Genomic DNA, 20,679 nt, shown 5'->3' with positions numbered 1-20,679 from the left:
CCCTGTGGGAGAGTAGGACGCCGCCGAACTCCTTTTAAAATAGTTGAGCCCCGTGCCCTTGTGGCACGGGGCTCTTCTGCGTTCCCGGACCAGAAGGACCCCCGCCCCTTCAGCCCGCGGTGACCAGGTGGGTGTCGTACGCCAGGATCACTGCCTGGACGCGGTCCCTGGCACCGGTTTTCGCGAGGATGCGGGAGACGTGGGTCTTCACGGTTGATTCGGCGAGGTGCAATCGCTCCGCGATCTCCGAATTGGTCCAGCCCTGTCCGATGACGGTGAGGATCTCCCGTTCCCTGCCGGTGAGGGTCCCGATGCGCGAATCAGGCGTTGCGGGTCCGCCCGGCGTGGTCGGCAGGTGCTGGACGTACGCGTCCAGGAGGCGACGGGTCAGGCTGGGGGCCACCACCGCGTCGCCGCTCGCGACCGCACGGATGCCGGAGAGCAGCTCCTCCGGCATCGCGTCCTTGATGAGGAAACCGCTCGCGCCGGCCCGCAGGCCGTCGTACGCGTACCGGTCCAGGTCGAACGTCGTGACGATGAGGACGCGGGTGCGGGAGCCGGTCCTGATGATGCGGCGGGTCGCCTCGATGCCGTCGAGCAGGGGCATGCGGATGTCCATCAGGGCGACGTCCGGCTGGTGCCGGGCGACGAGCTGGAGGGCCTCGTGGCCGTTGGCGGCCTCGCCGACGACCGTCATGTCGTCCTGGCTCTCCAACAGCATGCGGAATCCGAAGCGTTGCATCGGCTGGTCGTCCGCGATGAGCACGGTCGTCACGAGGGGGAGTCCTCCAGAGGGAGCCGGAGCCGTACCTGCCAGCCTGTGCCGGTGGGCCGGCCCGTTTCTACGGTGCCGTCGTACAGGGAAGCGCGTTCGCGCATGCCCGTGATGCCCTGCCCGGTGCCGTCCGGTGCGGCTGCGCCGGGAGCAGGTGTGCCGTTGTCGGTGATCACGGCCTCCAGCTCGTTCGGCCGGTAGGTCAGGGTGACCTCGGCTGCCAGGGCGGAGTGTCCGCCGCCGTGCTTCAGGGTATTGGTCAGCGCCTCCTGCACCACCCGGTAGACCGTCAACTGCCGCCCTGCGGTGGGCGGGACGGCCGGAGGCGTGCCGTGGCTGCGGAGCCGTACGGGAAGACCCGCCGTCCGTACGCCGGTGAGCAGGGTGTCCATGTCGTCGAGGGTCGGTTGCGGGGTGCGGTCGGCGCTCTCGGGGGGATCGCGCAGGACGCCGAGCAGGCGGCGGAGTTCGGCGAGGGCCTGGCGGCTGGTGGTGCCGATCGCGTCGAGGGCCTGGGCGGCCCGTTCCGGGCTCTTGGCCGCGGCGTACGCGCCGCCGTCGGCCAACCCCGTGATGACGGACAGGTTGTGGCCGATGATGTCGTGCATCTCCCGGGCGATCCGGGTGCGTTCGGCGACGGCGGCCAGCTGGGCCTGCTGGTCCCGTTCGAGTTCCAGCCGGTTGGCGCGGTCGACCAGGGCCTCCGTGTACTCCTTGCGGGTCCGGAACACGATGCCGAACAGGGACGCCAAGACGAACGCGTACAGGTGGGGGACGAGGAGCTGGTTCCAGTGCTCCGGGAAGTGGGCAGAGCCGATCGCGAGCGGGACGAGCACGATCCCGCCGGACAGGGCCAGGGTGCGCAGGGGGAGCCGGAGCGCGATGTTGAAGACCACGATCTCCTGGAGGAAGGCGGCCTGGATGACCGCCCCCGTCCATACGTTGACCAGCGCGAACGGGGCCATGAACAGCAGCACGGCCAGCGGGTGGCGGCGACGCCACAGCAGCGGTGCGGAGAGCGCGGCGCTCAGCAGCAGCACCAGCCGAGGGGACACGTCCGGGTCGATGGCGACGGTGCGCCAGCCGTGCGAGGAGACGTCGAGCACGGCGAACAGGACCCAGAACGTGGTGAGCAGCCCGTCCCAGACGGCCGGCCGGCGGCGGTCGGCCGCGCGGATGCGCTGGAGCTGTCGCTGAATGTGCCCGGTGAGCGGGCTGGGGCGGGGTGTTGCCGCCCGGTTGGTCCCGTCGTCCCCGTCGCCCGTCACGGGTGCGTCCTCCTGTCGTCGGTCACGTGTGTTCCCCCTGCCACCCGTCACGGGCGCGTCCCTCCGTCCCTGCCACGTGTCCGTCCCGGTGTCGCTGTGACGTGTGCGTCCTTCTGCGTTCCGTCACATGTGTCTCTCCGGTCGTTCTTCGTCTCCCCCGTGATCCTTGCACCCTCGGCTCAGGTGTCGGTTCGCGTCAGGCGTCGCGGCGGCGCAGGAGGGCGGCTGCCGCGAGGAGTGAGGCCGAGGCCCAGAGGAGGAGGGCGAGCAGGGCGGCGCCGTTGGAGGCGGCGTCGGGGAGCGGGGTGGCGGAGCCGAGTACGCCGGCGGCCTGGGTGGGGAAATAGCGGACGGCGGTCTCCACCGCGTCGTAGGGAAGCATGGTGAGCACCTCCGGAAGGACCATCACGCCCCCGATGAACGCGCCGATGGCGCCGGGAGTCGAGCGGAGCAGGGCGCCGAGGCCCAGGGCGATCAGGCTGAGGAGCGTGGTCCCGGCGGCGTTGCCCGCCACGGCGCGCAGGACGCCGGGATCGGTGAGGGAGGCTGCCTGGTCGGTGTCGTTGAGGAAGAACTGCGCGACGACGAAGGTGACCAGCGAGGTGGCGAGCATGACGGTGAACACGGTGGCGGCGAAGACCGCGGCCTTCGCCCACAGGACCGGGAGTCGTTGGGGGACGGCGGTGAGCGAGGCGCGGATCATGCCCGTCGAGTACTCGCCCGCCGTGACCAGGATGCCCAGCACGACCGTGCACAGCGTGCCGAGGGTGGTGCCGTAGAGGACCATGACGACCGTGTCGACGTCTGAATCGCCGCCGCCGGACGTATAGGTCGTGCCCATGAGGATGCCGACGGCGAGTACCAGAGCGGCGGCCGATCCCAGCGTGATCCAGCTGGAGCGCAGGGACCGGAGCTTGTGCCACTCGGAGCGCAGCACTCGGGCCGGGGTGATGCGATAGGGGTGCGGGGTGACTGCCGCGGTGGTCATGCGAGGGCTCCGGTCGGTTCGGGGGCGGTGATCCGGTAATCGACCGACTCATGGGTGAGGTCCATGAAGGCCTGCTCCAGTGAGGCGGTGCGCGGAGTGAGCTCATACAGCGGGATGGCGTGTGCGGCCGCGACTCGGCCGATGTGGGCGGCGTCCGCGCCGCGTACCTGTAGCTCACCGGGGTCGGCAGCAGGGGGACTGGCGGAGTTGGCGAGTTCTCGGGCTTCGGCGCCGGTGGGGCTGGTGGTGGGGCCGGTGATGTCGATTCCGGGTCCCTGGAGGAGGTCGCGCAGGGCGGGGGCCTGCGGGGTGAGGACGCGGACCGAGGCGCCGCCGGCCGTGGCGACGAAGTCGTCGACGGTGGTGTCCGCGAGGAGGCGGCCGCGGCCGATGATGACGAGGTGGTCGGCGGTCAGCGCCATCTCGCTCATCAGGTGCGAGGAGACGAGGACCGTGCGGCCTTCCGCGGCGAGGGATCTCAGCAGGTTGCGTACCCACAGGACGCCCTCGGGGTCGAGACCGTTGACCGGTTCGTCGAGGATGAGGACGGCCGGGTCGCCGAGCAGCGCGGAGGCGATGCCGAGCCGCTGGCCCATGCCGAGCGAGAATCCCTTGATCCGCTTCCCGGCGACCGCGGTCAGTCCGACCATGTCGAGGACGTGCTCGACGCGGCTGCGGGGGATGCCGTGGGTGTGGGCGAGGGACATCAGGTGGTGGAAGGCGGTGCGGCCGGGGTGGACGGAGCGGGCCTCCAGCAGGGCGCCGACTTCGGTCAGCGGTGCGCTGTGGCTCGCGTACGCGCGTCCGCCGATCGTCGAACTGCCCCGGGTGGGGGCGTCCAGGCCGAGCAGCATCCGCATGGTGGTCGACTTTCCGGCGCCGTTCGGGCCGAGGAAGCCGGTCACGGTGCCGGGGCGGACCGTGAAGTCGAGGTCCTGGACGACGGTGGTGTCCCCGTACCGTTTGGTGAGTTCGTATGCCCTGATCATGCGGTTGACGCTACGGAGCGGGCGGGCGCGGGACATCGGACCGGGGGCGGGAGGTGGCGGCGCGCGTAGTACCGGGGTACGACGCGCGGGCCGGGGTGGGAACCCGTTTGCACGGCCGTCGGTGGCGGGTGAGGATCGGCGCATGGACTACGTGATACGGCCGGTGCGTGCCGGGGAATGGCAGCTGGTGAAGGAACTCCGGCTGGCCGCGCTGCGGGATCCGGTGGCGCCGCTGGCGTTCCTGGAGACGTACGAGCAGGCGGTGGAGCAGCCCGACGCGTTCTGGCGCGAGCGGGCGGCCGGTTCTTCGGAGTCGGGCGACGGCGAGAAGCGGCAGTTCGTCGCGGTGGCGGCGGACGGAAGCTGGGCGGGTTCGGTGACCGTGCTGATCGAGCGCCCGGACGGGGAGGTGGCGTTCGGTGCGGCGGCCGACGTCCACCAGGCCCACGTGGTCGGGGTGTTCGTACGCCCCGAGGCGCGAGGCGGGGGAGTGGCCGGGGAACTGTTCCGGGCCGGCCTGGACTGGGCGTGGTCGCTGGACGGGCCGAGAATCGAACGGGTACGGCTGTACGTGCACGAGGACAACCTGCGGGCCTCGGCGTTCTACCGGCGGATCGGGTTCGCGCCGACCGGGGAGACGGTGCCGGTCCAGGGCGACCCGGAGGCGCGCGAGCTGGAGTACGCGGTGGCCCGGCCCTAGCGGTGGGGAGGGGGGGTAAGTGGGGGTGGAGGTGGCTCGGGCGGCTCGGCTGTCGTGGTGGGGTCGGGGTGGCCTGGGTGGGTCAGGTGGTTCGGTCGTAGTGGTGGGGCCCGGGTGGGGCAGGTGGCTACGCCTTAGCGGTGGGACTCGGGTGGCCTGGGTGGGTCAGGGGGTGGTCGGCGTCTGGAGTTGCTGGGTCCAGCGGGCTCGGCCCTGTTCGGCGGAGCGGAGCAGGGCGACGGTGGGCAGGCCCAGGCTGTTGCCGCTCGCCAGCAGCTCGGGCAGCCGGGGCAGCGGTGCGACGGCTGCGACGTCGTCGAGGACGAGCGTCATTGGTGGGTCGAGCCGACCGTCGGATGACCGTGCGGCCATGCGGCGGCCGTGCTCGACCACGTCTGAGGCGAGCGCCGTGAGCAGGGGCATGGCTCCCGGGCTCGATCGCGGATTCTCGATGGGTTCACCCACCACATAGAGCGTGCCCCCTTCGTCCGCGAAAGATTCCAGCGCGAGCGCATCGGCCCGGTTGGGGGTGCAGGCGTCGCGGACATGGACAGAGGAGAGCGCTCCGAAGGCCCGGACCGTCAGTTCCTGTGCCAGCTCGCGGCGTTCGGGGTACGCGGTGAGTGCGGATTCCAGGAGTCCGGCCAGTCCGGACGCGGCCTTGGGGTGGGTACGCAGCAGCCGTACCGGTTCGTGGGCGGAGCCGCCCAGGGCCCAGCGGTGGACCTGGCGGAAGGGGCGGCCGTCGATGGCCGCGGCGTGCAGCCAGCACTGGAGGAGCGTCTCGGCGGTGTCGGCCGTGGCCGCGTCGATGCGGGCCTGCGGGCGGACCGGGGTGAGGAGGGCGGCGGCGCGGGCGGCCGCCCGGTCGGGCTGTTCGCAGCCGGCGGTGGGGGCCCAGTGGAGCCGGGCCGGGGTGTCGCAGAGGTGGCCGGGGTCGTAGACGAGCACGGGGCCGAGCTTGGCGCGGGCGTCCTTGGTCTCGGCCCAGACGCTGGGGTCCGAGGTGACGACGAGTACGGGCCCGTCGGCTTCGCTGATGGCCTGGACGACGGTGGGCCGGCGGGTGGCGGCGGGGCCGTAGACGACGAGGGGGGCGCGGGGGGAGGGCACGGTGAGCGGGGCGGCGGTTTCGAGGAGCTCGGTGGTGGTGGTCGTGGTGGCCGTGGCCTGTTGCTGTGTTTCGGGGAGGCGTTCCGTGGCGGCCGGTGCCGGGGATGGAGAGGGGGACTGATGTCCGTACTCCTGGCCCTTCTCCAGGTCGGTGACCTGCCGGGCGGCTCGTTCCGGCTGGTGCTCCTCCAGCCGTTCCAGTCGGTCCAGGCGCTGGGTGCGCTGCCGGGACCGTACGCCGCGCCAGCGTGCGACCACGCCCATGGCGAAGATGGTCAGGACGACGAGCACCATCAGCTCACCGATGAACAGGCCCCAGAACAGCCCGTATCCGGAGAGCGCCGCTGCCGGGGTGGCCGGCCAGGCGGCCGGCAGGTCGTGCGGGGCCTCCACCAGGCGCCGCATGGCCAGCGGGGTCTCGGCGAGGGTGACGCCGTGCGGCCAGGCACCGTGCGCGAGGAGCCCGGACAGGCCGGTGGCCGTCCAGGCCAGCAGCGTCAGCCCGAGCAGGAAGGCCAGCAGGCCGATCAGCAGTCCGTCGGGAATGCCGCCGCTGCCGTCCCCGTTGCCGCCGGACCGTGCCCCGCCGCGCCCTGCCATGTCATGCCACCGTTGACTCGGACGACTCGTTGAGCCGCTGTTGGTTCTCGATCCGGGCCGCGCGCTGTTCCGCCTCCAGTTCGGCGGCGCGTACGTCCTCCGGGAGCAGGTCGATGGCGGAGGACTCGGTCATCGCGCGGTCGGTGAAGACGAGGGGGCGTTCGGCCTCGGTGATCAGGTGTTTGACGACCTGTACGTTCCCGTTGACGTCCCAGACGGCGATGCCCGGGGTGAGCGTGGGGATGATCTCGACCGCCCATCGGGGCAGCCCGAGCACCCGGCCGGTGGCTCTGGCCTCGTCGGCCTTCTGGGCGTAGATCGTGCGGGTCGAGGCCATCTTGAGGATGGCCGCCGCTTCCCGCGCCGCGGCTCCGTCGACGACATCGCTGAGGTGGTGGACGACGGCGACGAAGGACAGCCCGAGTCGCCGGCCGAACTTCAGCAGGCGCTGGAAGAGCTGCGCGACGAAGGGGGAGTTGATGATGTGCCAGGCCTCCTCGACCAGGAAGATGCGTTTCTTCCGGTCGGGCCTGATCCAGGTGTGCTCCAGCCAGACGCCGACGATCGCCATCAGGATCGGCATGGCGATCGAGTTGCGGTCGATGTGGGAGAGGTCGAAGACGATCAGTGGGGCGTCCAGGTCGATGTCGGCGGACGTCGGCCCGTCGAACATGCCGCGCAGGTCGCCGTCGACGAGCCGGTCCAGGACGAGGGCGACGTCCAGGCCCCAGGCCCGTACGTCGTCTATGTCGACGTTCATCGCCTGGGCAGACTCGGGTTCCGGGTGGCGCAGTTGGTCGACGATGTCCATCAGGACGGGCTGGCGGTCGTTCTTCGTCTCGTTCACGAAGGCGTGCGCGACCTTGAGCGCGAAGCCGGACCGTTCGTCGAGGCCGTGGCCCATGGCGACTTCGATGATCGTGCGGAGCAGGGCGAGCTGCCCGGTCGTGGTGATTGCGGGGTCGAGCGGGTTGAGCCGGATGCCGCCGTTGAGCGCGGAGGTGGGGTCGAGGCGGATGGGGGTCAGGCCCAGTTCCTGGGCGATGAGGTTCCATTCGCCGACCCCGTCCTCGCCCTGGGCGTCCAGGACGACGACCTGGCGGTCGCGGAAGCGGAGCTGGCGGAGCACGTACGTCTTCTCCAGCGCGGACTTGCCGTTGCCGGACTCACCGAGCACCAGCCAGTGCGGGGCGGGGAGCTGCTGCCCGTACAGCTGGAAGGGGTCGTAGATGTAGCCCTTGCCGGAGTACACCTCGCGGCCGATGATCACGCCGGAGTCGCCGAGACCGGGGGCGGCGGTGGGCAGGTAGACCGCCTGCGCCTGTCCGGTCGAGGTGCGGACGGGCAGCCGGGTCGTCTCCACCTTCCCGAAGAGGAAGGCGGTAAAGGCGTCCGACAACGCGGACAGCGGATCTCGCATGGCGTGACCGACCTCCCTCTCGTCTCTCTCGGTGCTCTCGGCGATGCGGTGGTGAAGCGGTGCTCTCGGGTAGTGCGGTGCGATCGTGAGGTCGGCGGTCAGCGGCGGATGCCGGTGGCGAACGGCAGGGTGTTCACGAACGCGCGGTGGTGCTCGCGGTCGCACCACTCCAGCTTCAGGTACGACTTGCCGGCCGAGGCCCGGATCGTCCGCTTGTCGCGGGCGAGGGACTCGGGCGAACGCGACGACACGGTGATGTACCCCACCAGGTTCACCCCGGCCGCGCCGCTCGCGAGATCTTCACCCCGCTGGTCGAGCCGGCCGTGGGCGGCGATGTCGCGGGGGTCGACGGTGCGGTTCATCTTGGCCTGGCGGCTGGCCTCGGCGTCGTCGTTGGTCTTCTCGGTGAGCATCCGCTCGATGGCGATCTCGGTGGGTTCGAGGTCCATGCAGACCGCGACCGTACGGATCACATCGGGCGTGTGGACGAGGAGCGGGGCCAGGAAGTTGACGCCGACGGGTGTCATCGGCCACTCCTTCACCCAGGCCGTGGAGTGGCACCAGGGGGCGCGGGTGGACGATTCGCGGGTCTTGGCCTGGAGGAACGTCGGCTCGACCGCGTCCAGTTCGGCCGGCCAGGCGTTGCGCTTCGTCATCGCCTGGATGTGGTCGATGGGGTGGTCGGGGTCGTACATCGAGTGGACGAGGGAGGCCAGGCGGCTCTGGCCGAGCGGCTGGCGTACCCGGATGTCGGCCTCGGCGAGGCGGGCGCAGATGTCGGTGAGCTCGCGCGCCATGACGACCGCGAGTCCGGCGTCCCGGTCGAGCTTGCGGCCGCCGTGGGGGCGGGCGGCGCGGGCCATGGCGTTGGCCTCTGCGGCGAGTTCGCGGTCGAACTCCATGCAGGCGACGAGGTAGGCGCGGTGCTGCTCGCTGGAGGTGGAGACCATCGACTGGAGCTGCTCGTAGGACTCCTGGAGCCAGCCGGGGGAGGCCTTGTCGCCGCGCTGGGCGACGTCCTTCGCGTGGGCGTCGGGGTCGGCGGGCAGGGTGCGGGCGAGCATCTGGATGCGGGTCACGAAGCCGTCGCCGTTGGCGACGTGCTTGAGCAGGGTGCCGAACCGGTCGACGAGTGCTTCCTGGTCCTCGCTGTCGCGCAGCCCGACGCCGGGCCCCTCGATCTCGATCGCGGCGGTGACGGTGCGGCGGTCGGCGTGCAGGAGTACGGCGATCTCGTCGGGGCCGAAGGGTGCGGCCAGCCAGTTGATCCGGCCGATGCCGGGGGGCGGCCCGATCTCCACCTCGCGGCCGTCGGCGCTGGTGCCCGCTTCCATGGCAGCGGACTGGTAGGTGGCGCCTCGGCGCAGGGAGCGCTTGTAGCTGCGGTTGATCTCGAACCACTTGTAGAACGTCCGGTGCCTGTACGGGACGTAGACGATCGCCAGGGCGAGCAGCGGGAAGCCGGTGAGCAGCACGATCCGCATGGACAGGACCGGTACGAGCAGCCCGCTCATCATGCCGAGGAACGCCCCGCCGATGATCAGGGCGATCTCGCCGGTCTCGCGGTTCTTGCCGACCATGGCGTTGGGCCTGGCCCGGCCGATGAGATACGTACGGCGGGGCGCGATCGGATGGGACTGCGTGCTCAACGCCCGCCACCTCCTGTGCTGCTGTTACCTGGACTTCCTGATCCGCGGCGCGGGCCGCGGCTGCTGTGCGGGGTACCGGAGGTGGGGCCGGAGCCGCTGCGGGGCGGAGGTGCGGCGGAGGGGGCGGATCCGCCGCCGGCCCCGCCCCCGGAGTTGCGGGAGCTGTGGGCGGCGACTCCGCCGCTGACCGGATTGGCGGGGCGTCCGCCGCCGCTGTTGCCGCCGCCGTTGTCCTGGCCGCCGCCGCGGCTGCTGTGGGTCTTGATGCCCTGGGAGACGAGAGCGGCGGGCGAGCTGATCATCGCGGCGGCCTGGGAGCCGTCGGTGGCCTGCTTGCGGTTGGTACGGGCGCCCTGGATCTCGTCGCCGAAGCCGGGGACGAAGCGGTAGATCATGCCGGAGGCGAAGATCGCGAGCAGGATGATCGCCAGTCCGGAGACGACGGCGGAGAACGCGTTCGGGCCACCGTCGGAGGACAGTGCGCCGGCCAGACCGAGCACGACGACGATGACGGGTTTCACCATGATCACGGCGATCATGATGCCTGCCCAGCGGCGTACGTGCCCCCACATGTTCTTGTCGACGAGCCCCGCGTACACGGCGGTTCCGAGCAGGGCGCCGACGTAGAGGAGGGCGGCCCGGATCACGAGTTCCAGCCAGAGGATGCCTGCGGCGAGGATCGACACCAGGGACACGACGATCAGCATGATCGGTCCGCCGCCGATGTCGGAGTCCTTCTTGAGCGCCTCCGCGAACGACCCGAAGAAGACGTCGGTCTGCCCGCCGGAGGACGAGGCGATGACCTCGGTGACGGCGTCGGTGGCGGAGACGATCGTGTACAGGATCAGCGGGGTGAACGCGGAAGCCAGGACCGTCAGCCACAGGAACCCGATGGCCTCCGAGATGGCGGTGGTGAGCGGCACTCCGCGGATGGCGCGCTTGGCGACGGCGAGCAGCCACAGGACGAGCGTCAGCACGGTGGAGGCGGCGAAGACGATCGCGTACTGCTGGAGGAAGCGGGTGTTCGTGAAGTCGACGTTGGCGGTGCTCTTGACGGCGTCGCTGAGCTTGCCGACGATCCACGCGGCGGCGTCGGCGCAGCCGCGGCCCAGGGACGTCAGGGGGTCCAGGGCGGGGTCGACGCTTTTGGGGGCGTTGGACTTGGAGGAGCCTGCGTTGCCTTCGCAGTAGTCCTTGGCGGGGCCGCGGATCAGATCACAGGCATTGCTGCCCCTGCTGGGCGCTGGGCTCGGCGAGGGTGCCGCGAACGCCCGAGTGGGCAACAGGACGAGAAAAACCTGCACAATGCCCAAAAGGGCTGACAACGATAGAACACGATTCTGTCGTTTACCGGGCATACGTGAAACCTCCGAACTGTTCCACGGCATCGGCCATCTCTCCTGCAGGGGAGGCGGCCTGGTCACGACCGACCGGGGCGGGGCCGTCCTTCTGCGTGAAGTCGGTGACCTTCCAGTCGCCGTTGATCCACGTAAGGTCGAAGGTATTGGTGAACCAGCTCTCGGAGACCGGGTTCTTCGAGCCTTCACCGGCCAAGCCGAACAACGCTGAGTACCAGACAGAGACAGTCGCTGTGTCGCCGTTGAACTTCTCCACCTTGGTTCCCACAGGGTTGGAACGTGAGATGAAGATCTGACCGGCAGGGGCTGTGCCGTCCGCGCTCAGACCGATGTTCGCCAGGAAGGCTTCACCGGAGTACACCTTGTCGAGGTCGCCCTGGCGTGCGGACGCCACCGCCGGCGCGTATACCGCAGTGGCGATCGCACGTCTGCGGCCCTTGTCGAACATGTCCGCCGACCCGAGTGCCACGGAATAGTTTGCCGCCGCGCTCTGCGCCCCCTGCTCGTCATGCGCGTACCCCGAGGGAATCGAGCCGTTCTTCCCCGTCACCGGCTTCGTCCCCGTGGCCGCGGTCGGTGCCGAGCCGGCCTTCTTGGCGTCGCTTCCCCGCGCACCGTCGCCGCCGTTGTCCCCGTCGCCTCCGCCCATGTTCGCGAAGGCGATGGCGGCCAGGAGCAGGACCACCACGCCGAGGACGGTGAAGAGCGAGCGGGAGCCGCGGGCCGGGCGGCGGGGGCCGTAGCCGTCGCCGCCCTGGGCGTCGGGGAGGCGGGTACGGGTCTGGCGCGTGCCGCCGAGGGTGCTGTAGCCGTCGTTCGGACGGCCGGAGTCGTTGCCGTAGCCGTCGTCGTCGGGACTCATGCCGCGTACGCCCCCTCAACCGTTGCCTGGACCGCGTCGTAGTACGACGGTAGCCGTGCTGGTTCCCGCGCGGGCGCGGTGTGGTGACTCGACATCAGGGAGACGCAACCTCTGCCGGTGGGCACGACGGGCGGATGGTGGGGACGGGGCGGGAGTGCCCCCGGACGCGGGCTGACGGTCGGTTAGACAGCCATCCCGTAGACGATGGTGAACAGGGTTCCCAGCGATCCGATGATGAACACACCGGTGAGACCGGCGACGATCAGCCCCTTGCCCTGCTCCGCGCTGAACGTGTCACGCAGAGCCGTCGCGCCGATCCGCTGTTTCGCCGCTCCCCAGATCGCGATGCCGAGGCAGAGCAGGATGGCGATCGCCATCACCACTTCGATCATGACGCGGGCCTCGTTGCCCAAGGTCCCGAACGGCCCCCAGTTCGGGGCGATTCCGCCGATGATGGTGGTGATGTCGCCCTTCTCAGCTGCCAGGATCATTTAAGTCACCGCCCTTGCTGGGTAGTTCGGTGCCCGCACCGCACGGCACGAGTCACCCTCTATCTTCGCTGATGAAACTGCGTTCGCACGACGACTTCACGGCTCTCTTTACCCGGGTCTCGCACATTTGACCGGTCTGACCGCCCTGACCTGCGGATCGAATCGGTGTGTGAGCGAATTACATATCGTTACTCTGTGTATCACGGAGCGTGACGCCGGGCAATGATCCCCATCGCGCCACCCTGGCCGAGACGGGCATCCATGCCCGAACCGCACCTATCGGCGCACGTGTGGCGAGGTGGCGGTGGGCGTCGTTCACAGGAGCGAGCGGCGGGGGTTCGGTGGGCGGGGTGGTGTCGTCCATGCCGAGGGTGGCCTGAAATCGCACCAGGAGCCGTCGAAGGGAAACGTTCCGGCCTCGGCGAGCCGTGCCACCGCGTCCCCCTCGGAGCGGATGGCGACCGCTTCCTCGGCGGTCCAGTACGCGGGATGGCCGGTCTTCTCCGCGAAGGACTGCTCGTCCTTCCATCGCCACGTGCGGTCCGGTGCCACGTTGAGGTCCAGCTCGTGGTCCGCGATGTCGATGTCGTCACCGTGGTGGAGCCGGCGTTCCAGATTGACGTACCAGCCGCGGAACTTCTGTCTGCGCCCGAACAGCCACAGGACGGAGTGGGCCGCGCCGGTCGGCTGGTAGAAGAGGGCGTTGCCCATCGGCCACCGGTCGGGGACCACGGGGTACCCCTCGGCGGGGCGTTCGTGCGGGGCTATGTCCCGCAGATGTGTGGTGCCACGCGGTAGGGCGGTCCGCCACATCGGCGTGCCGGTCTCCATCCACAGGAGCTGACCTGCGGTCGTACGCTCGACGAGGCGCACGGGAACGGAGGCGCTCAGGTGCCCGCCTATGAAGAAGTTCCATTGCAGGACCTGCCCCGGCTGCCCCGGCCTAGTGCTTGCGCAGTTGTGTGTGCCGGTGCCGGTGCCGGTGCCGGTGCCGGTGCCGGTACCAGTGCTAGTGCTAGTGCTAGTGCCGGTCCGAACCCCCGCACCGGTGTTCGTGTCGAGCCTCTTGCCGTTGGTCGCGACGTCCCTCTTGCCCGCTTTCATGCGATTGATCATGCCCGCGCCGAGGTCTTCGGACACGTGTCCGGACCTGTCAGGCGCTCGCACCCGCGGAGGAGGCCCGAATCCACAGGGCGCTCGCGGACGGCGGTCACTTGGTGAGGTGCCCGCGGACGAACGGTGCTGTTCCCAGTACGAGCACGGCGAACGCGGTGAGCCGTTGCAGACCGGGCTGCTCCGTGAAGTGGCTGTGCTGGATGCCGTAAATCGCGTACCAGTTGGCGACGAGGTCGGTCGCCGTGACGGCGCAGGCGAGGTCTACCCCCGCACGCTTTCCCCGGAGCAGGAGAAGAGCCGCGAGCGTGTCCAGAGGTGCCAGCGAGGTCCAGTACAGGTTCAGCCAGCCCGGGGCCCAGGCGTAGGGGTGAAGGCCGTGTTGAAGGAGGCCGGTGATGTGCGCGACGGACCCCACGAGGAGGAGGCCGGTCACGTACGCGCAGACCAGCGCTACCGCGTGGCGCGGGGTCCGGGACATCCATCCGGTCATGACGTGGATCGTCGCATCCGAGGGCGGTGTCCGGGTGGCCCGGCCCGGTCGGGGTTCCGCCCCGGTCAGGCCGACCCGGCGCGGGCCCCGAGCCGTCGGCGGGTTCGGCGATGTGGTCGAACTCCCCGGCCCGAACGCCCTTGGCGGCACTCCTCGGGGTCGTACTCCCCGTGTGTGCGCGACGCAGGGCGCGGGGCGCAGCCGGGTCCGGCTGGGGGTGGACGCCGACCCGCGCGTCCCGGCGCCGTCCCGAGCGTCCCGGCACCGATCCGCGCATCCCGGCACCGTCCCCGTGGAGTGAGCAGGCGCCTGCGGAGCTCGCCGAGCGAGGGCGGGGGCCGTGTCTGCGAGCGGTCCGGGCGGTTCCCGGTCGGGCCGGGCCGACTTCCGGCCACCTTGGGCCGTGCCGTTACGCCCTTTGAGGTGGTCGGGCCCCTGATGTGGGGGCGGCGTCGGCCGCGACACGCGGCGATCCCGCGCGGAGTCTTGCGTGTTGAGTGATTCCGTCTGATGGTGGTGGTTCTTGTTGCCTTCCGTTCGGAGCCGCTTCATGAGCGCACACCGTCCGAGCCGTCGTTCCGTCCTCTCGACCGGGGCAGCCCTCGCGGGCTGGGCCGTCTTCTCCGCGCAGAGACAGGCCTTCGCCGCGGAGGGCCCCGAGTGGGACGCGGAGCCGAGAGTGTTCCAGGTGGGCCGAGAGGCTGCGCGGGCCCAGCTCGTGCCGTACGCGAACGGCTCCGAGGCGCTGCGCGGGGACAGGGAGAAGTCGCCGTACTTCCGTTCCCTGAACGGGACCTGGCGCTTCAAGTGGTCCAAGAACCCCGACGCCCGGCCCACCGGCTTCGAGGCGCCCGGCTACGACGACGGCGGCTGGGACCGGATCCCCGTACCGTCGAACTGGGAGATCGAGGGCTACCCGGAGCCGATCTACCTCAACATCCGCTACCCGTGGATCGGCTACGAGACCCCGGACCCGCCCGCCGTTCCGCACGACTTCAACCCGGTCGGCTCCTACCGCCGCACCTTCACCGTGCCGCGCGACTGGTCGGGCCGGCGCACCCTGATCTCGTTCCAGGGCGTGAAGTCGGCGTTCTTCCTCTGGGTCAACGGCAAGCGGGTCGGCTACAGCGAGGACAGCTACACCCCCGCCGAGTTCGACATCACAGACCATGTCCGGCCGGGCGGCAACACCCTGGCCGTCGAGGTCTACCGCTGGTCCGACGGCAGCTGGCTTGAGGACCAGGACATGATCGACCTGTCCGGGATCTTCCGGGACGTCTATCTGTACGCGGTCGCGCCGGTCCATGTGCAGGACCTCTTCGTGCGGACCGCGCTGGACGACGCGTACCGCGACGCGGTCCTCACGGTCACCGCGACGGTGCGCGACCGGGGCGGCGCCGGCGCGGCCGGCCACCGCATCGAGGCGGTGCTGTACGACGGCCGGGGGCGCCGGGTCGGCCGTCCGCTCACCGGCGACGTCGACCCGAAGGGTTCGGGCGGGGACGCCGAGGTGACGCTGAAGGCGGACGTCTCCGCGCCCGCGCTCTGGTCGGCCGAGGACCCGAACCTGTACACCGTCGTCGTCACGCTCACCGACGGCTCCGGCCGGACGGTCGACGTCCAGCGCACCCGTACCGGCTTCCGCGAGGTCGAGTACGGGCCCGGGAAGTTCACCGTGAACGGCAAGCCCGTGATGTTCCGCGGCACCAACCGTCACGAGTCCGACCCCGACGACGGTCAGGCGATCCGCGAGCCGCGGATGCTCCAGGACATCCTGCTGATGAAGCAGCACAACATCAACGCGGTGCGCACCTCGCACTACCCCAACAGCCCGCACTGGCTGGAGCTGTGCGACGAGTACGGCCTGTACGTCATCGGCGAGACGAACCTGGAGACCCACGGCGTCCGCGACACCGTGCCGGCGTCCCTGCCGGAGTGGACCGACGCCTGTGTCGACCGGATCCGCTCCATGGTCGAGCGCGACAAGAACCATCCGAGTATCGTCGTCTGGTCGCTGGGCAACGAGGCCGGCGGAGGCTCCAACTTCCGGGCCATGGCCGACTGGGTGCACGCCAGGGACGCCTCCAGGCCCGTGCACTACGAAGGCATGAACGAGGTCGCCGACCTGCACAGCGAGATGTACACCAAGCCGGCGGACGTGGAGGCGTACGGCAGATCGGGCAAGGAGACGCCCTTCATGCTGTGCGAGTACGCGCACGCCATGGGCAACAGCAGCGGCAACCTCAAGGAGTACTGGGACATCTTCGAGCGCTACCCGAATCTGCACGGTGCCTTCGTGTGGGACTGGGTGGACCAGGCGATCCGGCTCCCGGTGCCGGGCGACCCCAAGCACACCTACCTGTCGTACGGCGGGGACTGGCACGACGGCTATCCCACCGACGCCAACTTCTGCTGCAACGGGCTGGTCGCGGCCGACCGTACGCCGCACCCCGGTCTGCTGGAGCTCAAGAAGGTCTACCAGCCGGTCGCCGTCGCCGCGGCGGACCTCGCGGCCGGGACGGTCACCGTACGGAACAAGCACCTGTTCAGCGGCCTGGACGCGTACGAGCTGCGCTGGGACGTCACCTGCGACGGCCGGAGCGTGCAGCACGGCAGGCTCGCGGCGCCGAAGGTGGCGCCCGGTGACGAGGGCTCCGTACGCATCCCGTACCGGAAGCCGGCGAAGCCCGAGCCGGGCGCCGAGTACTGGCTGAACGTCTCCTTCGTCCTGAAGGCCGAGGCCGCGTGGGCGGAGGCCGGGCACACCGTGGCCGCCGAACAGCTCGCGCTCGGCTGGCACACCCCGGCCCCCGCGGACCGGGCCCCGGACACGCTGCCCGCCCTCACCCTCGACGAGACCGGCGCACGGGTACGGATCAGCGGGCGCGACACGGAGGTGGTCCTGGACAAGTCCACCGGAACGCTGGCCTCGTACCGGGTGAAGGGCCGGCTGCTGCTGGCCGGCGGCCCGGTGCCGAACTTCTGGCGCGGGCCCACCGACAACGACATCGGCCGGGGCGCCCAGAACTCCCTGCGGACGTGGCGGGACGCCGGTACCGACCGCGAGGTGACCTCCGTCAAGACCGGGCAGCCGTCGCCCGGCGTCGTCACTGTCGAGGTGGCGTGCACCCTGCCCACCGCCCCGGCCACGTCCACCTGGACCACCGTGTTCACCGTCCGCGGGGACGGCGAGATCCGGGTCAGGCACACCCTGGAGGCCGCCGCCGGGCTGCCCGATCTGCCCATGGTGGGCGCGCTGCTGACGGTTCCGAAGGGCTTCGAGCAGATCGACTGGTACGGGCGCGGCCCGCAGGAGAACTACTGGGACCGGCACACCGGCGCGTTCGTGGGCCGCTACCGCTCCACCGTCGACGACCAGGTCGCGCCCTACGTCCGGCCCGAGCAGACCGGCAACATGACCGACGTGCGCACGCTGTCGGTGACCGACCGCTCCGGCACCGGACTGCTGGTACGGGCCGACCCCGGCGAGGGCGAACCCATGCTGGAGACGAGCGTCCTGCACTACTCGCCGTTCGACCTGGAGGGGCCGAAGCACCCCTACGAGCTGAAGCGGCGCGACGAGACGGTCCTGGGCGTCAACCACCGGCAGATGGGGGTCGGCGGCAACGACTCCTGGGGCGCCCCGCCGCTCGCGGAGTACCTGCTGCACGCCGGGCGGACGTACACCTACGCCTACCGCTTGCGGTCCGCGTAGCAGAGCCGGACAGCCGCCGGCCCGGGGACTTGGCGATGCCCCGGGCCGGCGGCTGTCCGGCCGCCGCCTTCGCGGCAGCCCGCGGGCGGATACCGTTCTCTCCTGGTCCCGGATGCCGGTGGTGCGGCGCGGCCGGCGTGATGTGTCGCGACGTCGCGAGGCCGGTGCCCGTGTCCTGGACGGCTGCCCCGCGTTAGGAGAGATGTGCCCAAGACTGTCATCTCGCAAGAGATCGCCGCCGCGTCGTCCGTCGAACCCGCGCTGCCGCCCTTTCTGCTGACGAACCGGCAGGGAGAGGCCGCACGCGCGCTCCTGTCGTACGTGGCCGAGCTGCCGCTCGCGTCCGTCGACGCGCAGTTCCTCGCCGTCGTGGTGGCCATCCGGGCGGCACGGGGTGGTGTCGGCAACGTCACCGGGACCGACGTGCGCTCGTTGCGGCTGGAGGACCCGCGCCGGGCCGTGGCCGATCTGGAGGCCGCCGGATGGGAGGTGCCCGGTCCGCTGGTCGACGGGGACCAGGACGTTCCGGTGGGGATCAGGGTGCCGGACATGAGCCGGGAGGCGGACCACCCGCTGCCCCTGGGCAAGGGCACACGGTCGAGGGTTTCGGGATGGGCCCTGCGCGTGCGGATCGCGAAGCCGGTCAAGAAGGCGTCGCCGGCGATCCGGCTGGCGGCCCTGTTCCTGGCGGCCCACAGCACCTCCGAGCTGCACGGCCGGATCCCCGGCCACCTGCCGGAGGCCTGCCGCGCCGCCGTGCCGGAACTCGCCGTCAAGGGGTTCCTCGGTGACCTCTCCGGCGACGCGTACCGCCTCGACCCGGTGGTACGCCACCTCGCGGGCAGGTTCCGTACCCCTCAGGAGATCGAGGAGGAGGCGCGCGTCGAGGCGAGCCGCCCGCCTGCCGTCCCGGAGCCGGAGCAGATCACCCCGGCCGCGTGGGACGCCTGGAAGTCCGGTACGAGTCCGGCTCTGCGGCGGCACGTGGAGGCGGTCGAGCACTGCTCCCTGTGCCGGTTCTCCAGGGGCCGGGTGGCCAAGGCGTTCATGTACCCGCCGGCCGACGTCCCCGCCCCCCGGTCCGTACTCACCGCCTACGACGCCTGGGAGGACGGCCACCCCGACCGTGGCCCGCAGGCAGCCGGATTCGCCGCCGCCTTCCGCGCGGAACACGGACACGGCCCCTCGTACGGCCAGCTGTGCAAGGGCCTCGGCTGGAAGCTGTCGCGCTCGCTGCGGGGCTTCGTCGTGCACCGGATCGTCGCGGAGGACTGGCTGACCGACACCTCACCGGTGCCGTGGACGCTGCGTCCGGGGCGGGTCGCCCAGGCCCACGGGATCGCCCTGCCGGGGCAGGCGGCCCGCACCACTCGCTGAACGTGGTGCGGGCGCGGGCACCGTTGTTGTTGCTGTTGTTGCTGCTGCTAGTGCTGTTCAGGGTGACGCCTTCGTGGCGCCGCGTGGGGAGAGGGCCAGCTTCGCCGCGATGAGGAGTGCGGCGATGATGCCCGTGACGAGGACGGGCGAGGGAGCGAACGTCGCGGCGAGAACGGCGGCGACCGCGACCGGATGTACGAGGTCGGCGGCGTCGAACCGCACCGGAGTGGGGTGGTGCAGCAGCCACACGAGGGTGACGAAGAGCGCGACCGGAACGGTGTAGACCGAGGCCGCCGCGTGGTCGGAGAGGTGGCCGTGGCCCGTGGCGTGGGTGACGTTGAGCGCGAGGGCGGCGCCGACGGCGGCGGCCGAGGCGAAGACGAAGTAGTGCCCGTAGCCCCAGAGGAGCGCGACGCGGAGGGTGGTGAGCCGCTGGGGCGCGCTCTGTGCGAAGTACAGCCACCACAGGGCGAACACGGTCAGGATCCCGCCGACGACGAGTGCGGCGAGGTCGCCGAGCGCCGCGTGGGTGTCGAGGGACACGCGCACGGCACCGGTGGCGGCGGTGATCGACTCACCGAGCACGATCAGCGTGAACAGTCCGTACCGTTCCGCGATGTGGTGCGGGTGCCACGTGGTGGTGGCCGCCCGCTCGGCCCACACGGGGACGGCGATCTCCGCGACCACGAGGACCGCGAACGTCGCGAGTCCGCTGCCTTCGGGCAGGGCGAGGCGTACGATCCAGCCGGCCTGCACCACGAGGATCCCCACGGCGTAGCGCAGGCAGCTGCGGCGCCGTTCGGGATCGGCGTGGGCGGCGCGCAGCCACTGGGCCACCATGGCCAGCCGCATGATGACGTAACCCCAGGTGATGACGGTGAAGTCCTCGCGCTGGACCGCCTCGGTCGCGCCGGCGGCCAGGACGAGTGCGCCGGTGATCTGCAGGAGGGTGAGCAGCCGGTACGGCACGTCGTCGGTGTCGTACGCGGAGGCGAACCACGTGAAGTTCATCCAGGCCCACCAGATCGCGAAGAACACCATCGCGTAGCCGAGCACGCCGTGGCCGATGCGCCCCTCCGCCAGTTCGTGCTCGAACGCCGTCGCCGCCTGGGCGACGGCGGTGACGAAGCAGAGGTCGAAGAAGAGCTCCAGCATGGTCGCGGTGCGGTGCTGCTCGTCGGCCGGGCGGGCGACCATCGGGCGGAGCCACGCGAACTGGCGGTGGGCGGGGTGCGATTGGCTCATGGGGGCGCATTCTTCCCGCTGGGGGTGGCCGGGACGTACCGCCACGCCCCGGCCGCGGGACGCGCGCCCGGCTGGAGGCGCAGCGATGGTGAGGGGCCGTCAACGACCCTGGCGTGTGGTCGAACTGCCGCGACGTCTCCCCGGCCGGCCCCACGAGCGGCCCCGTGCAGGCACCGCGTGGGGTGTGAACCGGTCCACCGTTCGGGTGATCCCCGCGTGGCGGGACCGGCCGGAGAGGCCCCGGGGGAGCAGGGGATTTCCTGCTCCCCCGGGGCCTCCGTGCACAGGCCGGTCCGGCGTGTCGCGGTCGCCCGTTTTGGCACAGTGCCGCTCCACGATCAAGGAACGGGGTGAGCGGGGTGAGCGGCATGGCCGTGGTGGGGCAGCCCGGTGGGCGGCAGAGGCTGAGCGACCTGGTGGGCGAGTCTGGTGGGGCAGGTGGGGCTGGCAGGTCTGGCGGGCCTGGTGCGGCGGGTGGGTCTGCTGGGGATCAGCTGCGGCACAGCGGAGGGGTGTGGGTCCG

At 70.9% G+C, this 20,679-nt stretch carries 16 protein-coding genes; 3 read left to right on the top strand and 13 right to left on the bottom strand.

Annotated elements, in window-relative coordinates; all coding sequences use genetic code 11:
• Nucleotides 1–109: 109 nt before the first annotated feature.
• The 4 genes from ACIP89_RS29520 to ACIP89_RS29505 all read right to left on the bottom strand — a co-directional run bounded on the left by ACIP89_RS29520 (nucleotide 110) and on the right by ACIP89_RS29505 (nucleotide 4,020).
• Nucleotides 110–775 (bottom strand): response regulator transcription factor, encoded by a 666-nt coding sequence (locus ACIP89_RS29520; protein ID WP_073733123.1) that lies wholly within the window; start codon nucleotides 773–775, stop codon nucleotides 110–112.
• Nucleotides 772–2,043 carry a sensor histidine kinase gene (locus ACIP89_RS29515; protein ID WP_402117589.1) on the bottom strand — a complete coding sequence of 424 codons (1,272 nt, stop codon included), beginning with the start codon at nucleotides 2,041–2,043 and terminating at the stop codon, nucleotides 772–774. The genes ACIP89_RS29520 and ACIP89_RS29515 overlap by 4 nt, the downstream gene beginning before the upstream one ends.
• Nucleotides 2,044–2,239: 196 nt before the next feature.
• The gene (locus ACIP89_RS29510) at nucleotides 2,240–3,031 is read right to left on the bottom strand and encodes an ABC transporter permease (protein WP_402117588.1); all 792 of its coding nucleotides are present in this window, start codon (nucleotides 3,029–3,031) and stop codon (nucleotides 2,240–2,242) included.
• Complete coding sequence (locus tag ACIP89_RS29505) at nucleotides 3,028–4,020, bottom strand: ABC transporter ATP-binding protein (protein ID WP_402117586.1); 993 nt, start codon at nucleotides 4,018–4,020, stop codon at nucleotides 3,028–3,030. The genes ACIP89_RS29510 and ACIP89_RS29505 overlap by 4 nt, the downstream gene beginning before the upstream one ends.
• A 142-nt stretch (nucleotides 4,021–4,162) precedes the next feature.
• Here ACIP89_RS29505 and ACIP89_RS29500 point away from each other — a divergent pair, with 142 nt between their 5' ends.
• Complete coding sequence (locus tag ACIP89_RS29500) at nucleotides 4,163–4,720, top strand: GNAT family N-acetyltransferase (RefSeq protein ID WP_401922388.1); 558 nt, start codon at nucleotides 4,163–4,165, stop codon at nucleotides 4,718–4,720.
• A gap of 165 nt (nucleotides 4,721–4,885) precedes the next feature.
• Here ACIP89_RS29500 and ACIP89_RS29495 read toward each other — a convergent pair whose 3' ends face one another.
• The 8 genes from ACIP89_RS29495 to ACIP89_RS29460 form a co-directional block, all read right to left on the bottom strand.
• Nucleotides 4,886–6,433 (bottom strand): type IV secretory system conjugative DNA transfer family protein, encoded by a 1,548-nt coding sequence (locus ACIP89_RS29495; RefSeq protein WP_402117585.1) that lies wholly within the window; start codon nucleotides 6,431–6,433, stop codon nucleotides 4,886–4,888.
• A 1-nt stretch (nucleotide 6,434) separates the two neighbouring features.
• Entirely contained in the window at nucleotides 6,435–7,853 is a 1,419-nt protein-coding gene (locus ACIP89_RS29490; protein WP_327338147.1) for an ATP-binding protein, read from the bottom strand.
• 98 nt (nucleotides 7,854–7,951) lie between these two features.
• Nucleotides 7,952–9,502, bottom strand: a complete 1,551-nt coding sequence (locus ACIP89_RS29485; RefSeq protein WP_401922393.1) for an SCO6880 family protein — start codon at nucleotides 9,500–9,502, stop codon at nucleotides 7,952–7,954.
• Entirely contained in the window at nucleotides 9,499–10,860 is a 1,362-nt protein-coding gene (locus ACIP89_RS29480) for a hypothetical protein (RefSeq protein WP_402117600.1), read from the bottom strand. Before ACIP89_RS29480 ends, ACIP89_RS29485 begins: the two co-directional genes overlap by 4 nt.
• Nucleotides 10,850–11,722, bottom strand: coding sequence for a hypothetical protein (locus ACIP89_RS29475; RefSeq protein WP_402117584.1), 873 nt, complete (start codon nucleotides 11,720–11,722; stop codon nucleotides 10,850–10,852). The genes ACIP89_RS29480 and ACIP89_RS29475 overlap by 11 nt, the downstream gene beginning before the upstream one ends.
• Before the next feature lie 182 nt (nucleotides 11,723–11,904).
• A complete protein-coding gene (locus ACIP89_RS29470; RefSeq protein WP_024493027.1) occupies nucleotides 11,905–12,213 on the bottom strand; it encodes a hypothetical protein in 309 nt (102 codons plus the stop codon).
• 315 nt (nucleotides 12,214–12,528) lie between these two features.
• Complete coding sequence (locus ACIP89_RS29465) at nucleotides 12,529–13,134, bottom strand: DUF402 domain-containing protein (RefSeq protein ID WP_401923761.1); 606 nt, start codon at nucleotides 13,132–13,134, stop codon at nucleotides 12,529–12,531.
• A gap of 289 nt (nucleotides 13,135–13,423) precedes the next feature.
• On the bottom strand, nucleotides 13,424–13,819 hold the full coding sequence (locus tag ACIP89_RS29460) for a hypothetical protein (RefSeq protein ID WP_402117583.1): 396 nt from the start codon (nucleotides 13,817–13,819) through the stop codon (nucleotides 13,424–13,426).
• Nucleotides 13,820–14,369: 550 nt separating this feature from the next.
• On the opposite strand from ACIP89_RS29460, the gene ACIP89_RS29455 reads away from it, so the two are divergent.
• Together ACIP89_RS29455 and ACIP89_RS29450 are read left to right on the top strand one after the other, a co-directional pair.
• Nucleotides 14,370–17,534 carry a glycoside hydrolase family 2 TIM barrel-domain containing protein gene (locus tag ACIP89_RS29455; protein ID WP_402117581.1) on the top strand — a complete coding sequence of 1,055 codons (3,165 nt, stop codon included), beginning with the start codon at nucleotides 14,370–14,372 and terminating at the stop codon, nucleotides 17,532–17,534.
• Nucleotides 17,535–17,738: 204 nt separating this feature from the next.
• Nucleotides 17,739–18,911 carry a hypothetical protein gene (locus ACIP89_RS29450; RefSeq protein ID WP_402117579.1) on the top strand — a complete coding sequence of 391 codons (1,173 nt, stop codon included), beginning with the start codon at nucleotides 17,739–17,741 and terminating at the stop codon, nucleotides 18,909–18,911.
• Between the two features lie 57 nt (nucleotides 18,912–18,968).
• Here the strand turns inward: ACIP89_RS29450 and ACIP89_RS29445 are convergent, their stop codons facing one another.
• Nucleotides 18,969–20,156 (bottom strand): low temperature requirement protein A, encoded by a 1,188-nt coding sequence (locus ACIP89_RS29445; RefSeq protein ID WP_402117577.1) that lies wholly within the window; start codon nucleotides 20,154–20,156, stop codon nucleotides 18,969–18,971.
• Nucleotides 20,157–20,679 lie beyond the last annotated feature (523 nt).

The organism is Streptomyces sp. NPDC088730 (assembly GCF_044751215.1).
Taxonomy (GTDB): domain Bacteria; phylum Actinomycetota; class Actinomycetes; order Streptomycetales; family Streptomycetaceae; genus Streptomyces.
Note: the sequence above shows the minus strand (reverse complement) of the source record. Positions and strands in the feature narration are given on the sequence as shown.

Coding starts and splice junctions, on each gene's coding strand:
- ACIP89_RS29510 (WP_402117588.1), bottom strand. CDS start 3,031: ATGACCACCGCGGCAGTCACCCCGCACCCCTATCGCATCACCCCGGCC.
- ACIP89_RS29505 (WP_402117586.1), bottom strand. CDS start 4,020: ATGATCAGGGCATACGAACTCACCAAACGGTACGGGGACACCACCGTC.
- ACIP89_RS29500 (WP_401922388.1), top strand. CDS start 4,163: ATGGACTACGTGATACGGCCGGTGCGTGCCGGGGAATGGCAGCTGGTG.
- ACIP89_RS29495 (WP_402117585.1), bottom strand. CDS start 6,433: ATGGCAGGGCGCGGCGGGGCACGGTCCGGCGGCAACGGGGACGGCAGC.
- ACIP89_RS29490 (WP_327338147.1), bottom strand. CDS start 7,853: ATGCGAGATCCGCTGTCCGCGTTGTCGGACGCCTTTACCGCCTTCCTC.
- ACIP89_RS29480 (WP_402117600.1), bottom strand. CDS start 10,860: ATGCCCGGTAAACGACAGAATCGTGTTCTATCGTTGTCAGCCCTTTTG.
- ACIP89_RS29475 (WP_402117584.1), bottom strand. CDS start 11,722: ATGAGTCCCGACGACGACGGCTACGGCAACGACTCCGGCCGTCCGAAC.
- ACIP89_RS29470 (WP_024493027.1), bottom strand. CDS start 12,213: ATGATCCTGGCAGCTGAGAAGGGCGACATCACCACCATCATCGGCGGA.
- ACIP89_RS29460 (WP_402117583.1), bottom strand. CDS start 13,819: ATGACCGGATGGATGTCCCGGACCCCGCGCCACGCGGTAGCGCTGGTC.
- ACIP89_RS29455 (WP_402117581.1), top strand. CDS start 14,370: ATGAGCGCACACCGTCCGAGCCGTCGTTCCGTCCTCTCGACCGGGGCA.
- ACIP89_RS29445 (WP_402117577.1), bottom strand. CDS start 20,156: ATGAGCCAATCGCACCCCGCCCACCGCCAGTTCGCGTGGCTCCGCCCG.